18 protein-coding genes are annotated in these 20,280 nt (G+C 40.4%); 17 read left to right on the forward strand and 1 reads right to left on the reverse strand.

Going from position 1 to position 20,280, the window contains the following annotated elements; all coding sequences use genetic code 11:
• Positions 1 to 14: 14 nt before the first annotated feature.
• Positions 15 to 2,600 (reverse strand): plasma-membrane proton-efflux P-type ATPase, encoded by a 2,586-nt coding sequence (locus tag PHE37_RS04850; RefSeq protein ID WP_300008257.1) that lies wholly within the window; start codon positions 2,598 to 2,600, stop codon positions 15 to 17.
• 389 nt (positions 2,601 to 2,989) lie between these two features.
• Between PHE37_RS04850 and PHE37_RS04855 the strand changes: the two genes are divergently transcribed.
• From PHE37_RS04855 to PHE37_RS04935, 17 genes are all read left to right on the forward strand, one after another.
• Positions 2,990 to 3,784, forward strand: a complete 795-nt coding sequence (locus PHE37_RS04855) for a BON domain-containing protein (RefSeq protein ID WP_299995381.1) — start codon at positions 2,990 to 2,992, stop codon at positions 3,782 to 3,784.
• A gap of 19 nt (positions 3,785 to 3,803) precedes the next feature.
• Positions 3,804 to 3,953 (forward strand): lmo0937 family membrane protein, encoded by a 150-nt coding sequence (locus PHE37_RS04860; protein WP_299995379.1) that lies wholly within the window; start codon positions 3,804 to 3,806, stop codon positions 3,951 to 3,953.
• Between the two features lie 22 nt (positions 3,954 to 3,975).
• Entirely contained in the window at positions 3,976 to 4,140 is a 165-nt protein-coding gene (locus tag PHE37_RS04865; RefSeq protein ID WP_299995377.1) for a hypothetical protein, read from the forward strand.
• A gap of 68 nt (positions 4,141 to 4,208) precedes the next feature.
• Positions 4,209 to 4,496, forward strand: coding sequence for a hypothetical protein (locus PHE37_RS04870; RefSeq protein ID WP_299995375.1), 288 nt, complete (start codon positions 4,209 to 4,211; stop codon positions 4,494 to 4,496).
• Between the two features lie 86 nt (positions 4,497 to 4,582).
• A complete protein-coding gene (locus PHE37_RS04875; protein ID WP_299995374.1) occupies positions 4,583 to 4,873 on the forward strand; it encodes a hypothetical protein in 291 nt (96 codons plus the stop codon).
• A 23-nt stretch (positions 4,874 to 4,896) separates the two neighbouring features.
• Positions 4,897 to 5,439 (forward strand): outer membrane beta-barrel protein, encoded by a 543-nt coding sequence (locus PHE37_RS04880; RefSeq protein WP_299995373.1) that lies wholly within the window; start codon positions 4,897 to 4,899, stop codon positions 5,437 to 5,439.
• A 238-nt stretch (positions 5,440 to 5,677) separates the two neighbouring features.
• Complete coding sequence (locus PHE37_RS04885) at positions 5,678 to 6,265, forward strand: YfaZ family outer membrane protein (RefSeq protein WP_299995372.1); 588 nt, start codon at positions 5,678 to 5,680, stop codon at positions 6,263 to 6,265.
• A gap of 37 nt (positions 6,266 to 6,302) precedes the next feature.
• Positions 6,303 to 6,689 (forward strand): PA2779 family protein, encoded by a 387-nt coding sequence (locus PHE37_RS04890; protein ID WP_299995371.1) that lies wholly within the window; start codon positions 6,303 to 6,305, stop codon positions 6,687 to 6,689.
• Between the two features lie 188 nt (positions 6,690 to 6,877).
• Positions 6,878 to 8,665 (forward strand): alpha-amylase family glycosyl hydrolase, encoded by a 1,788-nt coding sequence (locus tag PHE37_RS04895; protein ID WP_300008259.1) that lies wholly within the window; start codon positions 6,878 to 6,880, stop codon positions 8,663 to 8,665.
• Positions 8,666 to 8,754: 89 nt separating this feature from the next.
• A complete protein-coding gene (locus PHE37_RS04900) occupies positions 8,755 to 9,855 on the forward strand; it encodes a phospholipase A (protein WP_299995369.1) in 1,101 nt (366 codons plus the stop codon).
• Positions 9,856 to 10,478: 623 nt separating this feature from the next.
• On the forward strand, positions 10,479 to 11,654 hold the full coding sequence (locus PHE37_RS04905) for a tetratricopeptide repeat protein (RefSeq protein ID WP_299995368.1): 1,176 nt from the start codon (positions 10,479 to 10,481) through the stop codon (positions 11,652 to 11,654).
• A 102-nt stretch (positions 11,655 to 11,756) separates the two neighbouring features.
• On the forward strand, positions 11,757 to 13,199 hold the full coding sequence (locus PHE37_RS04910; protein ID WP_299995367.1) for a hypothetical protein: 1,443 nt from the start codon (positions 11,757 to 11,759) through the stop codon (positions 13,197 to 13,199).
• Positions 13,196 to 15,898 carry a hypothetical protein gene (locus PHE37_RS04915; protein WP_300008262.1) on the forward strand — a complete coding sequence of 901 codons (2,703 nt, stop codon included), beginning with the start codon at positions 13,196 to 13,198 and terminating at the stop codon, positions 15,896 to 15,898. The genes PHE37_RS04910 and PHE37_RS04915 overlap by 4 nt, the downstream gene beginning before the upstream one ends.
• Before the next feature lie 10 nt (positions 15,899 to 15,908).
• Positions 15,909 to 17,204, forward strand: coding sequence for a glycosyltransferase (locus PHE37_RS04920; protein WP_299995365.1), 1,296 nt, complete (start codon positions 15,909 to 15,911; stop codon positions 17,202 to 17,204).
• A gap of 2 nt (positions 17,205 to 17,206) precedes the next feature.
• On the forward strand, positions 17,207 to 17,422 hold the full coding sequence (locus PHE37_RS04925; RefSeq protein WP_299995364.1) for a hypothetical protein: 216 nt from the start codon (positions 17,207 to 17,209) through the stop codon (positions 17,420 to 17,422).
• Complete coding sequence (locus PHE37_RS04930) at positions 17,400 to 19,238, forward strand: polysaccharide deacetylase family protein (protein ID WP_299995363.1); 1,839 nt, start codon at positions 17,400 to 17,402, stop codon at positions 19,236 to 19,238. Before PHE37_RS04925 ends, PHE37_RS04930 begins: the two co-directional genes overlap by 23 nt.
• Before the next feature lie 2 nt (positions 19,239 to 19,240).
• Positions 19,241 to 20,200: a hypothetical protein gene (locus PHE37_RS04935; RefSeq protein WP_299995362.1), complete on the forward strand. Its 960-nt coding sequence runs from the start codon at positions 19,241 to 19,243 to the stop codon at positions 20,198 to 20,200.
• Positions 20,201 to 20,280 lie beyond the last annotated feature (80 nt).

Genomic DNA, 20,280 nt, shown 5'->3' on the forward strand with positions numbered 1-20,280 from the left:
CGTTTTTTTATTCATCATATCACCTCGATTCCCATGTGGTTACGATAGTAGCGCAGTACCGCCATTTTAATTGTGTCATTGAAGATAAACCATACTGCGGCATATCCCCATGCAAAAGCTGCCCATCCCCATCCGATCGGATGCATCAGGCCAAATCCGTATACGGCAATCACCGTGCCGGCTACAGCGCTCCAAAAACTGGCATGAATGAGTGCCCAAGAAGGCCAAGGGCGTTTCCAGAACCAGTCGTCGATACGGGTGTTATAAATCGTCCCGTGTCCTGCTACGATCAATTTGACGAAAAAAAGCGACTGGATAAAGTCAAGGGGAAGTTTCCATACGGACATCGCAAGCCAAAAAAGGAAAAAGGATGAGATAACACCGGCTATTCCCAACCAAGAGGAGAGGATTAAAATTTCCCTCATATCCCATTTGACAGGGGCTTCGCGTACTTTTGTGCGATCATACGCGATGGCGAGAATAGGAATATCGTTAAGCAGTGCAAGAACGATAATCATCAGCGCTGTCAGGGGATAAAATTTGAAAAAGACGATTGCCAATGTCATAAATATAACTATGCGGACCGTTTCGGCAATGCGGAAGATCGTATAGCTTTTCATCCGCTCAAACGTAATACGGGCAATCATGATTGCATCGACGATGACATGCAGACCCGGAGCCATCAAGACAATGTCGGCGGATGCACGAGCCGCATCGGTCGCACCGCTGACGGCGATACCGCAGTCGGCTTTTTTAAGCGCGGGAGCGTCGTTGACCCCATCCCCTGTCATCCCGACGATATGTCCCCCTTTTTGAAGTTCGTCTACAATGAAATATTTATCTTCCGGATAGACCTGTGCAAATCCGTCGGCCTGCTCGATCATTTCAATGATCTCAGATTCGTGTTTTTTGATGCTCCCTTTTGGGATCTCGATGGCATAAAGCTGTTTTTTGACTTCCGATACGATCCCTTCTATCAATGCAAAAATATCATTTTCAGAAGCCTCCGGTTTCATTTTTTTGACAATGGCTTCGGAGAGGATTTTTGAGAGGATCAAATATTCTTCGATACTTTCCCCTTTAAGCTCGCGGACATCTTCTATTTTGTCCCCGATCTTTAGGAGATTTGAGATATAGGCCGCTACGGCAATGTTGTCTCCTGTGACCATCTTAACATTCACCCCTTTTGCACGGGCGGCAGAAATGGCTTCTTCGGAGTCTTCGCGCGGCGGGTCGAAGAGGGGAACCAGCCCCGCAAAACGGAATGCTTTTTCATCAGGTTTCTTATAGGCGACTCCCAGTGTTCTGAATCCCTTACTGGCGAAGGTTTCCACTTGTGTATAGGCTTCGGATTTGTCGAAGGCTGAGTCATCGCAAAATTCGATAATGACTTGTGGTGCTCCTTTTGTGACTACGAGTCTACTTCCGTCACTAAGAGAAAGAAGGGCTTCGGTGCGTTTGCCTACCGGATCAAACGGGAGGAATTTTATAAGGGTATAATCGGAGAGCTTTGTATAAAGACTACGCTCTTTGAGATAGGCAAAGATAGGCGCTTCGATCGGATCACCGTTCTCCTCTTTGCATGAGAGTGCGGCATAAAAGAGGAGTTCGTCCGGACTCTGTAATCCTACGACAAAGGGGTCGGAAATATTCATTTTATTTTGTGTCAGTGTCCCCGTTTTATCCGAACACAGTACATCCATTCCGGCCAGTTCTTCGATAGCGGCCAGACGGCTCACAATCGCCTCTTTTTTAGCAAGCACCGAGGCACCTACCGCCATGGTTACAGTCAAGACGGCAGGCATTGCAACCGGAATTGCCGATATCATCAGGACCAGTGCAAATATGAGCAGCTCCATCGTCGGCTCTCCCCGCAAAAGTCCGATAGCGATAATAATGCCGATCATGACGACGGTGAGGAGAATCAAAAAATTTCCGACGGTGATGACCATTTTTTGAAAGTGGCTTCGCTCTTCGCTCTGCGCTTTAGCTACGAGTTTCACCGTTTTACCAAAATAGGTAGATTCGGCGGTCGCTGTAATTACGGCGCTCATCTCACCTTGTTTGACTATGGCATTCGCATAAACGAGAGCTCCCGCTTCGTATTGTACCGGAAGCGATTCTCCCGTTAGAGCGGATTGATCGACGGAAAGAAAACCGTCCCCCTCTAGGAGCTTGGCATCGGCGGGGATAATATTGCCGCTTTTGAGTTTGATGACGTCATGGGGGACCAGCTCTCGTGAGGGGAGCTGAATCCATTTTCCGTCGCGCAGCACGAGCGCCATCCGTGCGAGTTTTTGTTTTAATACTTTGATGGCGCTGAGTGCTTTGGATTCTTGATAGTAATCGACACCGCTGTTTACAAACAGCAATACCAAAATGATGATCAAGTCTTCCCACCGCTGTGCCAATGCCGATAGGACGGCTGCCGCTTCGATCATCCACGGGATAGGCCCCCAAAAACGGCGGAACATCCTGTGCCACGCGGTTTCTTCATGCTCTTCTATCTCATTGTAACCGTACTGTTGGCGCTGTTTTTCTACCTCTTCAGAGCGTAATCCATGAATGGCATCCGCTTGAAAACTCTCTTTTTTGTCCATCGTATCTCCTTTGGAACGTAAGATGTCCATGTTGAATATAGCAACATTTTCGATTATATCCCAACATAAACAACGGCGTATTGATAAAAAAAGGATCATTTAAATTTATAAAATGAATTGATATCAAAACGATTAATCTAGTTTTATAGATTATTAAAATATTAAATAAATTTATAAAATTAAATATTTTTATTTATAGATACTGTGTTACAATGTTAATAAATAATTAGGTATATGTAGAATACACTAGTAAGGAATCGTGTTCTATCATTGTTATAAATCCTAAGCGTATGGTGTTATGGAAACATTAGCTAGCCCTGTATAAACGGTATTCTGCAATAGAATGAGTAGCTCTCTGGATAGGTCTTAGATAATATGAAAGAACTACTATGTATCTCGTTAAAAAAATCTCCAATCAAAGCTTTAATAATAAAATAAATCTCCCTAAAGAAACTCACTCTACTGCAATGAATATTGTGATGGCAGCAGCTGTTTTAGTTGCGACGGCTGTTCCTTTGTTTGCATCAGATACAGACGATAAAATCGAATCTTCGTTTAGAAAAAGTTATGTGTATAAAACTTATCTTAAAGACGAGCACATTGCTATCAAGTCAAAAGACGGAGTGGTTACCTTGTCCGGCGATGTTTTAGACGAAACACATAAACCGATGGCACAGGATACCGTTGAAGCGTTGCCGGGAGTCAAAAGTGTTGAGAATAATATCGTCATCAAAAACGATAAGTCCGATACATGGCTTAAGATGAAAGTGCAAACGGCACTTGTATTTCACAATAATGTAAAAGCCAGCAGCACAGAAGTGTCGGTCAAAAATGGAGTCGTTACCCTCAAAGGCAAAGCGCAAAACCAAGCACAAAAAGAACTTACTACCGAATACGCCAAAGAGGTTGAAGGGGTAAAAGAAGTAAAGAACGAAATGACAATGGCAAAACCGGATGACACACTAGGGGAAAAAATCGATGATGCTTCGATTACTGCTCAAGTAAAAATGACATTGATGATGCATAAATCTACCGGAGTTATCCGAACCAGTGTTACCACTGAGAATGGGGTTGTCACACTGAGCGGTCAAGCTAAAAATAATGCTGAACGTGATTTGGTTACAAAACTTACCGAAAATGTTGAAGGTGTCAAAAATGTCTTCAATAAAATGACCATTGAATAACACATTAAAGGAGAGAGATATGTTATGGACAATAGCAGTAATCTTATTGGTTTTATGGGCATTAGGCCTGGTCTCCAGTTACACATTAGGTGGATTTATCCATTTATTGCTCGTGCTAGCAATCATTATTATTCTTATCCGAGTGATTCAGGGACGACGACCGCTCTAATGAGCGAAAAAAAGGATCTCAAATGAAAAAGAGTCTAACTTTTATATTACTTCTTTTCGTGGTACTCATATCTAGTGGTTGCAGTGAGACATGGCAAGGTGCAAAAAAAGATACGGCTAACAGTGCCGAATGGAGCAAAGACAAGGTTAATGACGGAGCTCAATACGTAGAGAAAAAAACCGATTGAGTCCAAATAGTAGAGATTGGACTCTTTGGTAAATTTCTGGCTACCTCAATTAATAGAGGAGAAACATTATGAGCACAATAGAAGCATACAAACAGGAAATTGAAACCGAGTTGGATCGTGCACGGGAAAAATTGGTTGAGCTTAAAGAAAAGATACGAAGTTCTTCAGATGTAGAACGTCTTGACTCTATCGATGAAATCGAAGCGCTGGAGAAAATGGCTAGCGACATGAGGGCTAAGATAAAAGAGCTGAATGAAGAGATGGAAGATTCTTGGGAACAAATCAAAGGTGATATTGACAGCTCTCGTAACACTATAAACGAGGCTTTTGCAAGACTAAACAGGTCATTGGTCTAAATAACAAATTTAAATCCATGTGAATGAATTTTTACTTTGTGATTCAGGGATGACAATCGCTCTAATGAGCAAAAAAAGGAAATAGTATGAGTGATAAAGCACTGTATCAACAAAAAAAAGAGGCACAACTCAATGTTTGGAAGGCTGAAATTGACAAATTAAAAGCCAAAAGTTCAATGGCCAGTGCCGATGCACAGATCGAAATGAATAAACAAATCACTATGCTTGAAAAGAAAATCGATGAGGGAAAAACAAAGCTTTCCGACTTGATACAAGCAACTGATGATATGTATGAATCTATGAAAGCCGGAGTTGAATCGAGCTGGGATTCTTTGAAAACAGCTTTCAGTGACATGACTTCAAAGATCAAAAATTAGTTTTTAATAAAAAAGGATGAATGATGAAAAAAATACTTTTAGCAGCTTTACTTGCCGGTTGTGGATTGATGGGTGCAGACAATGTTGCTTATATCGGTGCCAGTGTAGGAAATGCTGAATTGAAAACCAGTGTTGGATCAGGTGATTTTGAGTCTAAACATGATGATACCCACTATACGGCTACCGTAGGACAATATGTTGGAGAATACGGGAGAGTATCACTTTCGTATACGTATGTAGAACCAACAGGCTATGTACAACATAGTGATGGCGTGTCGTTGGCATTTGATTATATTTTACCTGTTGTTGATAATACCGTCTCATTATACCTGGGGCCTGTGATCGGATATACCCGGCTTAAAGAAGAATCTGCCGGGGTTAAAATGGATCTTAGCGGAATGCACTACGGTGCTCAAGCGGGCGCTATCATACGAATCGTCAATAATATCGAAATCGAAGGCGGATACCGCTATTTGGTTGAAACAGGAAAAGATACGGTTTTGGGTGTTGACGTGAGTGCGGATGATCTTCGCATGTGGTATGTCGGTGCTAATTTTCGCTTTTAACTAAACAAACAAAAAAAGTCAGGCAGCGCAAGGTACTCAATCCAAGCGTTCAATTAGCATAGACAGGGGAGCAATAATACCTGCTGTGACTAATATGATCAAAAAAGGGCGTGCAGTAAATCGTCGTATTGAATTAGAACTGCGCGAATAAACAAAATGACAAGTTTGTTAAGACATGTGATCATCACGCTGAATCGATCTTTGGAACGATTTACCTTATTAGATACAAGGATATGCAATGTTAGAAAAAATCATGCTAGGTGCAATGATAAGCAGTGCCGTATATGCGGCCAATCAAGTTGAGTTAAATATTAATAACAAAGAAGTTGAAGGTCAGGTTCGTCTTGATATGGCACAGATGGGAAACAGTATGCAAGGTACTTACATCGGAGCAGGTATACTAAACGGCGATGAGAGCAACAGTGACAAAATCTCAAATATTGATCCGTTAATGGAACTATCCTTTATGGTTATGCGGCCGGTAACGAGTATGACAGGTTTGTCACTGGGGCTTGGAGTCAAAGGGGAATACACCAAATTGGACGGGAGTCACTATTCGGCTCTTCCTTTAGGTGCCGAAGCCGAAATGAAATTGCCGATTACGACACCGTTTCCCTTTTATTTCGGAGGTGTTTTGTACTATGCTCCATCTGTATTAACGTTTCAAAACGGTGACGAATATTTTGAAGCTCGTATTCATCTTGATGTTGAGCCGATTCATAATGGACGTATAGAGGTGGGATATCGTAAAATTGATACCGATCTAGGCAGCCGCAATGTTACTTATAACGATGCACTGTATTTTGGTATGCGATATGATTTTTAACCGTTGCATTTAAAATAGATAAATAATAGGAAACCAGATGAAAATCTCAAAAGTGATTTTATCGATAGTGCTAAGTGTTACAGTGTTTGCCCAGATTTCATGGGCTCAAATGGCTTCAACAGAGGCAGTTTTAGTCCAGCCTGCTGCAGTTTCGTCACATGAAAAAGTGAGTCAATTTGTGGCGCGTGAAGATGTCGCAAAAACATTTGAAAAGATGGGTGTCGATCCTAAAATGGTTGAGCAAAGAATTGCACTGATGAGTGATGAAGAGGTATCAAAAATCTCTTCCCAAATCGATACATTGCCGGCCGGCGGTGATTTCGGCGGTATCATAGGGGCAGTTGTTTTTGTGTTTATCGTTTTATTGATTACCGATATCCTCGGATTTACAAAAATATTTGGATTTACTCATTCAGCACGTTAGTCAAATGCTGAAGTACTACCGTCTACGCACTCGTTGTCACTCTAATGGCAACGGGATGCGTCCCAAAAGAGCCGTTTCCTCCTGAACAACATTACGCATCATCTGAGATCAATGTCTTTTTATCCATTCTCGTTCAGGGCTTGAGACTCTTCATCTAGACCTATCTTAATCAAAAGAAGAATTAGACCATGAATAATGAAATTAAAATCAAGGGGATGGGATCGATTCTGCATGAGCAGGGCGTTGCCTTCCGCGTATGGGCACCCCATGCACAACGCGTATCCGTTATCGGGTCATTCAACGAATGGGATGGTACTAAGCATCCGATGCTCTCTGAAGAAAATGGCTATTGGTATGCAAATGTGCCTGAGGCTCATGCAGGGGATGAGTATCTGTTTCTCCTCTCTACTCAAAACGGTGAGTTCAAGCGGATCGATCCCTATGCCCGTGAAGTGACAAGTTCCGTCGGCAATGCTATCGTTCACGATACACGTTTCGACTGGGAGGGGGACGAATTTACTATTATGCCGTGGAATGAACTTGTCATCTACGAACTGCATGTCGGGACGTTCAATGATCAAGAAGACGTTATTCATCAGGGTGAATTTTCATCGGTGTCCGCGCGTCTGGATCATTTGAAAAAACTCGGCATAAATGCGATACAGATTATGCCGATAGGAGAATTCGCCGGAGAACGCTCATGGGGATATAATCCTTCTCATATTTTTTCGGTTGAAGGCGAATACGGAGGACCATTGGCGTTTAAACAGTTTGTCAAACGTGCCCATCAGGAGGGTATCGCAGTGATACTGGATGTGGTGTACAATCACCTTGGCCCCAGTGATCTCGATCTGTGGCAGTTTGACGGTTGGAGCGAAAACGGTCGCGGCGGAATCTATTTCTATAACGATGAAAGGGCGATTACCCCATGGGGAGAAACCAGACCCGATTTCGGACGGGGAGAGGTAAGGGAATACCTCATGGATAACGCCCTGATGTGGTTCGAGGAATATCATGTAGACGGTATCCGCTTTGACTGCACCCAATTTATTCGGATGATCAACGATTCTGAAAAGCGAGATATTCCTGAGGGGTGGAGTCTGCTCCAATGGATCAATAGCCAAATCGCACAGAAATTTCCCGGACGTATCACCATTGCCGAAGATCTTCAAAACAACAGGTGGATCACCAAAGATGTCGGCGCCGGCGGCGCCGGATTCGCTTCTCAGTGGGATGCTATGTTTGTCCATCCCATACGTCAAGCGGTGGTTGCCCCCCAAGACGAGCAGCGCTCGCTTGATGCCATCCGTGATGCTATCTTATACCGCTATAACGATGATGCCTTTGACCGTATTATCTATAGCGAATCGCATGATGAGGTAGCAAACGGCCATGCCCGTGTACCGCAAGAGATTAATCCGAATGACCCAAAAGGATGGTATGCACAAAAACGTTCGACATTGGCAGCGGCAATGGTCTTTACCTCTCCCGGTATCCCGATGCTTTTTCAGGGTCAGGAATTTCTAGAGGGGGGATGGTTTCGCGATACGGTTCCCGTTAATTGGGATCAATATGATGAATTTCACGGTATTGTTCGTCTGTATCGGGATCTCATACGGTTACGCTCAAACTGCGAGGGTTTCACACGCGGTTTGTGCGGCCAGTATACACAGGTCTATCACATGAACAATGAACGTAAGCTCATTGCATATCATCGCTGGGACAAGGGCGGTGCATCAGATGACGTTGTAATCGTTGCTAACTTCTTACATGAGGCACAGGAAAATTACGTTATCGGACTTCCGGCCGAAGGAGCTTGGAAACTCCGTTTCAACAGTGATTGGGAAGGGTACAATGATGATTTTGGCAACTATCCGAGTGGTGATGTTATCGCAATAGAGGGTGAGTATGATGGGATGCCCTTTCATGCTGTTGTTTCTATCGGCTCTTACAGCGTAGTGATCTTTTCGCAATAACATTTCTTACATTCTAGAATAGCGGCAATTTGAGATAAAAACCTTTGGTGTTGAAAAACAAATCAATCTACATGATAGTAAGGAATCCTATGAAACAACTGCTATGGCTACTCTTCTTCAATATTGCATTGATAGCCGATAGTGTGAGATCGTTTCACGATATTGAAAAATCAGCCCTTAGCGGGGATGGATATGCCCAATATCAACTGGCGACGATGTATGAAAACGGATCGGGTACGGATCAAAACATGACTCAGGCCTTTTACTGGTATAAGAAAGCCGCATACAATGCACTAGCCAAGAGTGAAGATAATACTTCAATAGGTAGCGATAAACAGGTTTATCAGATCGACCCAGTGACCGATAAAAAAATGCAGAAATTTGGGAATGAACATTTGGATATGCCAAAAAATTCTGAAGAACGTAAATCATTGGTATCTACGATGTTCAGCAATTTTGGGATACTTCCTCATGAAAAAAATTATTTAATACCCTTTTCGTATACGACGGAAAATTACGAGAAACGTAACAGTATCGACTACCCCGGATACAATGTTTTTAATAGCAATGTCGAAACGGAATTTCAGATCAGTTTTAAAAAAACGCTTAGCTATGACTTACTGGGTTGGAATGAAACGCTTTCTTTTGGATACACGCAAGAAGTATGGTGGCAGTTATATACCAATTCTGCTCCGTTTCGGGAAACGAATTACAAACCTGAATTTTGGATAACTATTCCCAGCACACATGAACTGGATTCTCTAAGTGGTTTAAAAGACATTAGTATCGGGTTTCTGCATAAATCTAATGGACTTGGGAAACCGTTGTCTCGTGATATGAACCAAGTTTATTCAGATTTGGATTTTCAGTATAACGATTTACTGATTCAATTAAGAGGATGTTATACTCACGCTAGCAGTGATAATAAAGACATTACTTCTTATCTCGGATACGGTCATTTGAAATTCAAATATCTTTATGGGCAGCATCAATTTGAACTGACGTTGCGGGATAACCTTTATTTTAATAGCAACAACCGTGGTTCAATCGAAGGTGAATACTCATACCCAATCAACAACTCTAAAAATAATTTTTTGTTCATCAAGGGGTTTAGCGGCTATGGTGAGAGTTTGATGGATTACAATCACCCGCAGAATCGTTTAGGAATCGGATTGCTAATTTCTAGATAAGCATTGGCTTATTGTATTCAATAATAGCGATTGATTCAACTAGACTTGCATATTTTTTTCTTATAAAATATCAAGGTTTATTTTACATAAACGAACCTATAATGAAGGAAATCATTCCAACGTTAACAATGAGGCAGTAAAATGTCAAGCGCATGATTTTCCAATAGAGCATAAATGTTTTGTAGCTCATATTGGAAGAAGTCAATTCGCCTCATATGCGCTTTTTTAAATAGCGAATATTTCCTCAACTTATTTCGGGTAATCCATCTATAAATTTATTCGGTTACCTGCAAAATGGTATCTTGATAAGTTTATGTTCTTGCCTCTCATTTAATCAGCACATTCTATTTTTATGTTAGGTCATCACATAAAAGTGTTCCCTGTAGTTAAAATATAAGCTTTTATCCAGATTTGTCCTATTTTTTTTGGGATCAAATTCTGTTTTGGCTTTTTGAAACATATCAAAGAAAAACAAGATTAGGTCATTGCATTTTTGAGAGAATAAGCCCAAGTTGGATGTAGTCGCTTTAACTTTAAAAAAACATCAATGTAATTTATGATATAGTTTTTGTAATAATTATGTTAGTGTACACATAACATCCATCAACGCAAGGATTTATTCGATGAGTAAACGAGCTTCGTCTTCGTCATTATTGCGCCTTACATTCATTAGTATGGCTCTTTCAGCCGCACTAATGGCAGCTTTTTTTGAAGATGGAGTCAAAGCTTTTGATACCAAAAATTATTCTACAGCTGTAAAAATTTGGCAGCCACTTGCAGAGCAAGGAAATATTGCAGCGCAATACAATCTTGGAATCATGTATGAAAATGGGTATGGGGTGGAACACAACGATGCTAATGCCTTCAAATGGTATCTCAAAGCTGCAGAACAAGGACATGTGGATGCGGAGTATAATGTTGGCGTGATGTATGGAGCCGGTCTTGGTACTCAGAAAAATGATCAACTTGCTGAAAAATGGCTCTCTTTGGCTGCTGCACAGGGAGATAAAGAAGCACAGAACATTCTCTCGTCACGTTACAATCATTTGGAAAATAAAACTGTTGATGCACAGCAAACTGTTGCTGTAACAAAAGAAAAGTTAAGCAATGATTCCAAATCGAATACTATCCCTTTAAAAGTTAAAAGTGACAAGAGAGTAGGAGCAGCTCCAATGGCTGTATCGGCAGGAAATACCAATCCGTTATCATCTACGGTTGTCGACATAAATCAAGACGGAATTGCGCCTATAACAAGTGTGCAAGATATATCACAAATGTCAGAAGCAGCCAAATGGTTGATGAAGTCGGCCAAGCAGGGTGACCCTCGAGCTCAATATAATCTTGCTTTATTATATGCGGAAGGAAATGGAGTTCCAAGAAATGATGTGAGAGCGGCAGCATGGTATGCGGCTGCAGCAGCGCAAGGGTATTCTGAAGCGCAGTATAACCTTGCATTGTATTACCTTGCTGGCCGTGGTGTAGCAAATAACGATACACAGGCGATATCATTGTTTACGAAAGCTGCACTACAAGGAAATCCGAATGCACAATACAATTTGGGGGTTCTCCTTGCTGAAGGGCGTAGGGTAGCGAAAAATGAATCGGAAGCGGTTAAATGGTTTACTCTCGCAGCCAAACAAGGCCATGCTGATGCACAGTATGAGCTTGGATTGGCATACTCTGAAGGAATTGGTGTTGGAAAAGACCTACAAGAGGCTCTTAAATGGTACCGTAAAGCAGCCGAGCAAGGACATAGCCGCGCGCAATATAACCTTGCTATCCTACTTTCAAATTCATAAAAATAGTAATTCCTGATCCTTTTTTAATGATATCTAAAGAGCGGTTTTTCGGTTCTTATAAGATAGATGTAAAGTGGTTGATTACCCTAGAAAGGTCCTCTCATGATTCTTGATAAAACCATTGCAAGTGCTGAAGTTATTCTAATCGAAGGGGAAAGAGGTGTAGGAAAAAATATGCTTGCTACCTTCATTGCTGCTGCTTCTGGTTTAAAAAATCCTACCCAGATCGTAACGATTCCCGAAGAAACATTTTATAAAAAAAATGAGATCACCAAAAAAATGATGGGTGACAATGCTTTTGTTTTTGAGCACGCTGTCATTCTCAATAACGATTGGAAGAATTCCAAGCGTCATATGGGGATGAATTTTTTATTCAACGACATTGAGAAACTACTCCGTGAGAGCGAGACAGAACTACTCTACATTCAACGGATCGATTTATTTTTTGATATGATGGACCAAATTGGCAGTTTTGAGATTCTTTCGGATATTGTCCGATTGGTTCTAAGTAAAAAGATCAAAACAGTCATTACGTTGCTCAAAGGGAGTGAAAATTATTCATCCATTCATGATGCCCTGCTCAATTATGCTGACTTGACTCTTTCGATTGCGTTTGATAATACTCAAAAAGGGCGGGAGGTTCAAGTTCTTTCTTCTTTCTATCCACTCGAGAATACTCTGCATAGTTTTGTGTATACAGATCAGTCGTTTACATTGCTGCAGCAAACAAAAACAGAGCCGGTAGCAGTGGGTGCTGTTACGAATATTTTGCCTGTGGAAGTAGAACGTCCTTTAAGTAGGAATCACGCAAACATCAATATTGCAATTATTGCGCACAGCTCTTATCTGTCAGGATGGAATGAATATTTGTTTGGCAATCTGGTCCGTATTGCCGTACGTCGATTCAGACAGTTGTCAGAATTATCTGACGAGATGTGGTCTCAAAGTTCTTTGATTGTTTATGAAACTGAAACGGTTATGTCGGCAATGATGTTTTTGGAGAAGGCCAATACCAATTATCCTCAGCTTAAAACGATGATTGTTTTGGAGAAAGATTTTGTTCGGGCTGAAGACAAGATCCGTGCGCATCAGTTTGGTGCAACTGGAATTTACGATAATAAAATCAGAATCATAGATTACGTTCTCACTATTGAAAAAACGCTTGGAAATACCTTTTACTCTGACAGTGTTCGAGATCATATGCAGACCAGTACGGTAGAATCAGAAAGTAATTTTATTGAATTGATAGAACTCTCTCTTCGTGCAAGACGTATTTTTACCGTTTTCGTTTTTACCTATACTGTTCCTTTCCAAAATGAACGGTTTGATACGATTTTCAGAGAAGATGATGTCGCCTTTTTAGATAATGAGCATCATAAATTTTATTTGATGCTCAGCAATACCCAGAAAACAGATTATGAAGTGGTATTGAAGAAGTTTTTATTGTTGAAAGAAGATGTGATATTTGACGCTGCTTATGAAGCACCTACTCTATTTAGCGGTGAAGTACGCCTGTTTGAACACACATTCGGAAGTACTGTATGAATAATGTTGTAGGCAAAATTGCTTGGATTGGATTGACGAGTATCGCATTACATGCAAGTTTGGGGATTGACGAATCATCGTTTCAGAAAATGATTCGCGAACATCCAAACGATTTTCAGTATCGTGTGATTTATGCTCGTTTTTTGCTCGAGAATAATCGTATTGCACAAGCGTACGATGTGTTGAAGGGGTTGGATCCCAAGAAAAATTATTCTGTCAAAAAGATATTAAATGATTTACACCAGCAAGAAGCAGACCAGTCTTTTTTGAAAAAAAAAGCGATTGATCTAAATAGCCAGGAGTATGTTACCAGTATTACTTCATTTTCCCCAGAGGAGGCAGAAAAATTATATGCCATTTTGTCTCGTCATCATATTGATATAAGTAATACTGTAAAAAAAGCGCTTGCACGTAAAATTGCTGAAGGATCAAACAAGTTCCTCGCCGGAAGTATTCTTGCATCAATGCCTAAAGAGTTCTCCGAAACGAGTGTAAAAAAGATAAAAGCTACATCTCCTGATTCGGACAGGAACGAAATGCGTCGCTCGATTGTTGCTGTCACAAAAGAAGTTTCTATTCCAGTCATAACACATTTAAAGACAGATCGTGAATTGCTTGAAGAGAGTTTGGAGGAATATGCTCAATCTCCGAGTACACAGAATGTTCAGAAAGTTGCCTATCTGTATTCTAAATTAGGCCGCACAGAAGATCAAATTGCTTTATTTAAAGAGTATTTGAAAACTTATCCGTTTGACTCTGAGATTCGTTTGACATTAGGACAGAATCTTGCGTGGAACCGCCAATATGATGAAGCATTGATTTACCTTCAGGGCGTCGAAGGAAAACAGCGTTATTTGGCCAAATTAACAAGTGGTCAGATATACAGTTGGAAAGGGGACTATGAAGATGCAAAACAGCTGCTTGAAGAGGTAAAGCATCATGGAAACCCTTCGGAACGATTTGAAGCACGAAAAAGTTTGGCCTATATTGCACGCTGGGAAGGTGATAATGCCACGGCGGCACAGTTGTTTGCACAGTTGAATCAAGAGCAACCCTCTGATGAAGAAGTTCAAGAAGAGGTTTGGTTTGACCAAAAACAATTTACTCGTCTGATAGCTAAATATGAAGCAAATTTAAAGAAAAATCCTGAAAATAAACAGTTGCTTCAGCGACTTTCTAATGTTCTTGTTTTGGATGGGCAATTCGAAAAAGCACTCTATTATCTGGATCGGGAGTATCGTAAAAATAATGATCCAGCTTTGCTTAAAGAGATGGGGAATATATCACTGCGGATGAAACAGACTGAAGAGGGATTATTGTATTGGAAAAAATATGCCGAGAGTCTCAATACTCCAAAATCGTGGTTTGAATATGCCCAAAATCTTTTTTGGGTTGGAAAGAATAGCGAAGCGCTCGATACCTTGCTTTTGATACGTCATAACGGAGAGAATGATGGCGATGTTGAAAAGCTGATACAACAAATTTCTAAAATAACTGAATCCTCCGGCGTGCAACTTCATACAGAAGCTTTACCACAGCCGTCATTGCAGAAAGAAGAGCAGCCGGATTTGGGTAATGAAATGCAGGAAGAAGAAAAATTTGCCGATTTTCTTCGACAAAAAGGGAAGTTTTCGGAAGCATCGCGTCTTTACCGTCGCTTGTATTTGAAAAGTGGCGATATTAAATACGGCCGGGCTTACATGGAAATGCTTCAGTTTCAAGGAAAAGATGGTGAAGCATCGGCTATAGCAGAAATGTTGAATATTGATGAAATACCGTTTCCACGATTAGACAACAAAGTGGAAGAAAGTCAAAAAAAAGATATCCCTCTTACCCGCAATGAGCCTGTCCGAGTCAATCTAAAAACCGGAGTAGCAGTCGATCGGCTGAAAGATAGCAATGGATTGGAAATTCTCCAAGGGAAAATTATCGGTGAATATGTGACCGATTCAGACTACATTCTTAGAAGTGAGATTGGACGTTATCAATATAAATCAACAAAAAAAAGAATTGAGGGAACGAGTGCATTCGTATCTCTTGGTAAGGAAAATTGGGAAGGAGGGGTGTTTTTTGATACTGTGGGTTCCAAGGGTGAATTTAATCCTTACTTGCGTGCCTCTTTTCCATTAGCACCGCATACCCTTAGTCTGAGTGCGCAAAGAAGAAATATAGGATTTTCTAAATACGCAATTACACCGTTTGAAGAACATAATTCTTTTACTTCTTTAACTATTAGTGATTACGCATTGTTTGAAAACGGTCGTGAATTTTGGGGGGCAGCGGAATTTGGCCGGGATGAGAACGGTAATATGATTTTTACCCCGCAATTTCAGTATCGTTTCTATCAATTTGAATTACCAATTGCTGTTTGGTCCCTCTCTACGAGCGGTTGGTATACGTTCAATTCTCAGCCTACAGATGCCTATTATTCTCCCAGTTTTGCAGATGCGACTTATGTGTCAAATGGTTTGAATTTTCCGATGGCAGAACGTTTCAATCTTGAACTAAATGGTGCACTTGGGTACTCATTTAATAGTGAAACATCTCTTTATAAAATTGGTGCATGGATTGATCGTAAGATTGATGAAGGATGGAATCTGAAGCTTGGATGTTCAGATAATAGCTCATTCAGCGGTAGTAGTACATCGGTACCGTATTCGTACAGTCTGTGTAATGCACTTATCTATTATCGATGGTGATAATTTCTAAATGCCTTTAATTATCATACTTTTATTTTTGTCTCTGACCTATCTGGCATTTTTGAATGTCGGTGAAATGTATACATTTTATCAAACTATCGACAATATTTTCATAATGTTCGCTATCGTTATCATATCGGTATTTACCGGTCTGGTTATTCTCAGATACCTTACACTTATGTTTTTCTCTATTTTTAAAGTTGGATTAAAAACTGAACGAGAAAATGTTCAAAAAAACTTCCATACCCATCTTAGGGTTTCTATCATCGTTCCTGGCTACAACGAAGAGGTTGTTATAGGTAGATCGATTGTTTCTCTATTGCAACAGACCTATCCGAATATGGAAGTCATTGTGGTAGATGACGGTTCTAAAGATCAGACGTACCGTGTTGCTAAACGGTATGAAAGCGAACGGGTCAAGGTTGTTACAAAACCAAACGGAGGGAAATCAAGAGCGATAAATACAGGGATAGAATATGCAACCGGGGATATGGTGATGGTTGTGGATGCCGATTCGAGGCTAAATGATGATGCGGTAGCCTTGATGGTACAATATTTCGATAATCCAGAGATTGCCGCCGTGGCCGGGTCGGTTTATGTTGTCAATCAAGTTAATGCAGTGACCCGTTTACAAGCGCTCGAATACATTGAAGGGCTGAACATGGTTCGCAACGGGCAGGCTTTTTTAAAACTTGTTAACATCATACCCGGTCCGATTGGAATGTTTCGTACGGAAGCACTGAAAAAAGTGGGTTTGTACGATCATGATACATTTGCCGAGGATTGCGATGTTACGTTGAAATTGCTTGCAGAAGGTTACAAAATTGATTTCGAATCAGATGCTGTAGCCTATACTGAAGCACCCGAACACTTGCTTGACCTTATCAAACAGCGTTACCGTTGGACAAGAGGGATCTTACAAGCGATCCGAAAACATAAATCCTACCTTTTTCATACACAAGGGCGTCCTTCGATGACGGTCGTTCTTTGGTATATGCTCTTTGAATCGATTTTTTGGCCTTTTATGGATGTTTGGGCAACGATATTTTTGCTGTATTTGACATTGATAACGGGGGTCAATTCACTTATCTTTTTCTGGTGGTCTCTGTTTACAATTCTTGACCTCGCTGGTGCGTTGTATTGTGTGTTGATAACGAAGGAAAAATTATCACTGGTTTTTTACGCTATACTTTACAGGCTCTATTTTATCGGTATCATTAATCTGACCAAAATCTTTGCAACGATTGAAGAATGGCTTGGATTGGGGATGTCGTGGGGAAAACTTGATCGAAAAGGAAGAATATAATTGTGAACATTATTACGTTTATGACATTTGCAATTTTGGTAATTACTATATTGACACTGGTATTTGGCGTTTTGGCCTATTTTCTTTATAAAATACGTGAATCGAAGAAGAAAGTTCATATTCTTGAAGAGGGATATGAGGAGATGCTCACTAAACAAGATACTGATTATATTTTTTTCAAAAAGGTAAATCTTTATGAACGTCCTGAGACTAATTAAACCAGGTTCTTTCGACTATGGTTTAAAAGTTTTCGGCTTTACTATTCTTATCGCGGTGCTGATGTCACCAGTATTTTATTTTCTTTTCAATAATTATGCTCCCGCGAATTTTGCTATCAGTATTGGTGAAGCGAGAGAAGTATATCTCTTGCGATCTTCAACGACAATAGAACAGCTCAAAAGTTTTGGTAATGACGGAACAGGTTACGAGAATCAGCTTAATCAGATATCGGGATATCTTTCCGAAATCGGAATCAGCTGCGAAATTATCGACGAGAAACGACTTCTGACGTTGAAGCCGGGAGACACCCTATACGTAATCGATGCTATTGCTTTGGACGAGTCGTCGGTTGAAGCGATTGAGCACTTCGTAGAAAGTGGAGGAGGGTTGATCTTCAATTATTATAGCGGATTTAATGGATCGCAGGGAAAATGGCGTGGAGAGAGTTTTGTCAAAAATCTTACTGGATTAGAAAGAGATCCTTTTATCAATACGCTCAAAAAACAGGGCAATATGTTTTGTACTCCAAAAGTATTTTCACCATTGAGTACGAATGTGCCAAATGGACCTTTGATGACGTTTGTCTATTACGACGATATTCCTCTGTTCAAAGCACCAGAAGGGGTAAAACCAGACATGATGCTGACGAATTGGGCTCAATTTGATACACCGCTGATTGGAGATGCTAGGCTACCGAAACAATATGCGGGAGTACTCTGGCACGGTTTTAAAGGAAAAGGAAGTTGGATTTATTTTAATTTTCCTTCCTATGTTTTTGGTTCATCGCAAGCCGATTCAGGTAAATACGTCTCATTATTTCAGGGAATGACACGGTATATGGTAGATGGTTCCGCAGTACGGGTTCATCCTTATATGTACGGAAAAAATCCGGTTTTTGTATCGGAAGATACAGAATTTCATTTTGAAAATGCACGTAATTTTTCTGAGCTCGTTGGAGAGCTTCAAATTCCAGCAACAGCATTTTGTGTTGCCAAATTGGCCGATGAGAATGTTGAAGTTACCAAAGAGCTGGGTAAAAATCCATATATTGAAGTGGCATCCCACAGCTACACTCACGGTCCGTTGATCGGCATAGATGATGAGACGCTTGATCGGGAAGTCCTTGGATCAAAAATGGCTATTGAAAAGATTTCGGGTACACCCATCACCGGGTTTCGTCCTCCAAGAGAAGAGGTGGATGATCATGTGGCTCAAAAACTTGTTGAATCCGGCTATACCTATACAATGGAAAAGAATAAAAATCATCTGTACCCTTCCATCATTCGAAAAGACCTTGTAGTTATCTCCAGGATTGGGACAGATGATTATGCATTTTTAAGTAATCAAACATTTGATGAACAGGCATTACTGCAGGCGATGAGGGATGAAGCCTACTTTGTTGATGCCCTTGATGGTATCTATACTCTGAGTGTTCATACTCATCTTTTTTCAGATCCTCAAAATATTTCGCTTCTAAGATCAGTACTGACTCTACTTAAAAAAGAAGATAAAGTAAATTTTTTGCAGGGACGTGAAATCGCAGATCGGATCAAATCAGTAAGTCTTATTGATGTTGGAGTGACACGTAGCAGTGAAAATTACATTGTATCATTTCTTAACAACAATCCAAAAACTGTCTCAAAAGTCACCATACGCCTTTATTGGCCAAGATGGGGTGCGGCAAAAACATTTAAATCTGATACGACCGGCGTTAAATTTAGCGTTCTCTCGAATGAAAACGAGCGATATAGTGATATTACTTTTTATGATGTAACGCCACGAAAACAATTTTCACTTTTTGCACGTTACCAATAATCATGTTGTATTTGGCTGCTATTGTATTGTTATTCTATTCAATGGCGGCGTATGGATTTGATCTGATTGGAGTGGGAGGATATGAATACAACTCATCAGACGGCGTTCATTCTATTACAGAACTTATCTATAATGAACATCTGAATAACGTCAATGCTATCTCCATGTGGATTACTAGAGACTGGGACGAAGGATGGTACCCTTCAGAGGAAGTTAACGAGCGGATTATTCAGAAGGGGTTTACTCCCATATTTATTTTGTATTGGTTTGAAGATTCAATTTCTAAATCGTACATCCAGAAAAACAAAAATGCTTATTATGACTATTTGCACCGTATTAGGAGATATTTGGACCGGGTAGAAGGGAAAAAAATTGTTGTTTTGAATCCCGAGTTCAATGAGAATAGAGTTGAGGGGTGGGAAGGATTCAATGATATTTTGCTTGAAAGTAAAAAAATTCTTGACCACGGTGACATTGCAATAGGACCATGTGTTGGAGATTTTGGCAATTATGGAAATACAGAGGATTTGAACAACTGGCAGACTTTTGATCCTTCAATTGTCTCTTCTATCTCGCATTTTGATTTTATCGCATTTCAAGAAATGCGTGCATTGACGCGAAACAAACGCAGCGAGATTGAAAAACTTCCTGAGCGGATCGAGTCATTCGGCGGGTATCTCCATTCGAAATACAAAAAACCGGTGTTTTTAGCATATTTGGCATTATCGTCATGGGGGGAAGAAGGGGAAAAGCTTCAAGAAGAGGTGATAAGCAGACTTAATGAGCGTCAAGAAATCTTTACTCAGAAAGGGATTTTCGGTATCAATCTTTTTAATTTGATAGATGTCCCTTTTCATCGAGGATATTTTAATGAAGGAGAGCGCTTTTTCGGTATATACTATCATAATCTGATGCCAAAGCCATCGGTCTCATTTTTTAGGGAATTGAGGGTGAATAAATAATATTATAAATTTTTTTGGTAAAGTTTTCAAAAGAAGCAGAGATGAATATTTTTGTGGATCGAATTAGACAATATAATTAC

It is taken from the genome of Sulfuricurvum sp., from assembly GCF_028681615.1.
In the GTDB taxonomy this organism is placed as follows: Bacteria; Campylobacterota; Campylobacteria; order Campylobacterales; family Sulfurimonadaceae; genus Sulfuricurvum.

What these genes read in the sequence shown, in the direction of transcription:
- PHE37_RS04915 (WP_300008262.1), top strand. Translation starts at nt 13,196, where the DNA reads ATGAATAATGTTGTAGGCAAAATTGCTTGGATTGGATTGACGAGTATC.
- PHE37_RS04850 (WP_300008257.1), bottom strand. Translation starts at nt 2,600, where the DNA reads ATGGACAAAAAAGAGAGTTTTCAAGCGGATGCCATTCATGGATTACGC.
- PHE37_RS04930 (WP_299995363.1), top strand. Translation starts at nt 17,400, where the DNA reads ATGAACGTCCTGAGACTAATTAAACCAGGTTCTTTCGACTATGGTTTA.
- PHE37_RS04885 (WP_299995372.1), top strand. Translation starts at nt 5,678, where the DNA reads ATGTTAGAAAAAATCATGCTAGGTGCAATGATAAGCAGTGCCGTATAT.
- PHE37_RS04865 (WP_299995377.1), top strand. Translation starts at nt 3,976, where the DNA reads ATGAAAAAGAGTCTAACTTTTATATTACTTCTTTTCGTGGTACTCATA.
- PHE37_RS04900 (WP_299995369.1), top strand. Translation starts at nt 8,755, where the DNA reads ATGAAACAACTGCTATGGCTACTCTTCTTCAATATTGCATTGATAGCC.
- PHE37_RS04895 (WP_300008259.1), top strand. Translation starts at nt 6,878, where the DNA reads ATGAATAATGAAATTAAAATCAAGGGGATGGGATCGATTCTGCATGAG.
- PHE37_RS04910 (WP_299995367.1), top strand. Translation starts at nt 11,757, where the DNA reads ATGATTCTTGATAAAACCATTGCAAGTGCTGAAGTTATTCTAATCGAA.
- PHE37_RS04875 (WP_299995374.1), top strand. Translation starts at nt 4,583, where the DNA reads ATGAGTGATAAAGCACTGTATCAACAAAAAAAAGAGGCACAACTCAAT.
- PHE37_RS04890 (WP_299995371.1), top strand. Translation starts at nt 6,303, where the DNA reads ATGAAAATCTCAAAAGTGATTTTATCGATAGTGCTAAGTGTTACAGTG.
- PHE37_RS04905 (WP_299995368.1), top strand. Translation starts at nt 10,479, where the DNA reads ATGAGTAAACGAGCTTCGTCTTCGTCATTATTGCGCCTTACATTCATT.
- PHE37_RS04870 (WP_299995375.1), top strand. Translation starts at nt 4,209, where the DNA reads ATGAGCACAATAGAAGCATACAAACAGGAAATTGAAACCGAGTTGGAT.
- PHE37_RS04880 (WP_299995373.1), top strand. Translation starts at nt 4,897, where the DNA reads ATGAAAAAAATACTTTTAGCAGCTTTACTTGCCGGTTGTGGATTGATG.
- PHE37_RS04855 (WP_299995381.1), top strand. Translation starts at nt 2,990, where the DNA reads ATGTATCTCGTTAAAAAAATCTCCAATCAAAGCTTTAATAATAAAATA.
- PHE37_RS04860 (WP_299995379.1), top strand. Translation starts at nt 3,804, where the DNA reads ATGTTATGGACAATAGCAGTAATCTTATTGGTTTTATGGGCATTAGGC.
- PHE37_RS04935 (WP_299995362.1), top strand. Translation starts at nt 19,241, where the DNA reads ATGTTGTATTTGGCTGCTATTGTATTGTTATTCTATTCAATGGCGGCG.
- PHE37_RS04920 (WP_299995365.1), top strand. Translation starts at nt 15,909, where the DNA reads ATGCCTTTAATTATCATACTTTTATTTTTGTCTCTGACCTATCTGGCA.